We start from the raw sequence: 951 nt of genomic DNA, 5'->3' as shown, positions 1-951 counted from the left end.
CGCAAGCTCATCGAACCTGCGGCTTTTCTGTTATTCGAACGACCGAACTCAGCTGTGCGCTTTGATGTAATCCACAGCGGATTGGACGGTGCTGATTTTCTCAGCTTCCTCGTCCGGAATTTCGGTTTCAAATTCTTCTTCCAGGGCCATCACCAGCTCAACGGTGTCCAGGGAGTCTGCACCCAGATCTTCAACGAAGGACGCTTCTGATTTTACGTCTTCCGGTTTAACACCCAGTTGCTCAACGATGATTTTGTTTACGCGTTCTTCGATGCTGCTCATGATCGTATTACTCTCCTGATTAATGGTGTGCTAGCACCTGTCAGCGGCTATTCTAGGTGAACGCTGTTTGCGCTTGCAAGCCGACTGGACCGATGCCTTTCCTTGAAGTTTTTCCAAATATTTTCTTCTGCGAAAACAGTCAATTAGACAGCTTTCCCAGAAACGTTCGGATGCCCATTTTTTGAGCTACCCGGTAAACATACCCCCATTGACGTGCAAAGTGGTTCCGGTTACGTAACCACCGCCATCACTGGCCAGCCAGGCGACAGCACTGGCAATCTCCGCCGGCTGCCCCAGGCGCCCCAGGGGAATCCCCTGCAAAAGCGCCTCTTTCTGGGCTTCCGGCAAAGCCTCTGTCATGTCCGTCTGGATAAAGCCCGGCGCAACAGAATTCACCGTGATGTTACGTGAGCCAAGCTCGCGAGCCAACGCCCGGGAGAAACCTTCCACACCGCCTTTGGCTGCCGCATAGTTGGCTTGCCCGGCGTTACCCATGGTACCGACCACCGAACTGATATTAATGATCCGGCCCCAACGCGCCTTGGTCATGCCCTTCAAGCATGCCTTGCTAACGCGATAAAGGGAATTCAGGTTGGTATTGATGACATCTTCCCACTCATCTTCCTTCATCCGGAGCATGATGTTGTCGCGGGTAATGCCGGCGTTATT

2 protein-coding genes are annotated in these 951 nt (G+C 52.7%); both read right to left on the bottom strand.

Translation table 11 applies throughout. The annotated features are described in order from the left end of the window. Positions 1 to 48: 48 nt before the first annotated feature. The gene (gene acpP, locus A3730_RS05195; RefSeq protein WP_007149764.1) at positions 49 to 282 is read right to left on the bottom strand and encodes an acyl carrier protein; all 234 of its coding nucleotides are present in this window, start codon (positions 280 to 282) and stop codon (positions 49 to 51) included. A 186-nt stretch (positions 283 to 468) separates the two neighbouring features. Beyond that, positions 469 to 951, bottom strand: a 483-nt coding sequence (locus A3730_RS05190) for a 3-oxoacyl-ACP reductase family protein (protein WP_063537640.1), incomplete at its 5' end; no start/stop codon positions are given.

The sequence above is a fragment of the Alcanivorax sp. HI0044 genome, assembly GCF_001634945.1.
The sequence above is the reverse complement of the archived record's forward strand: the minus strand, read 5'-3'. Positions and strand labels throughout refer to the sequence as shown.

Excerpts from the sequence above, each read along its gene's own strand:
- acpP (WP_007149764.1), bottom strand. The coding sequence starts at position 282 with ATGAGCAGCATCGAAGAACGCGTAAACAAAATCATCGTTGAGCAACTG.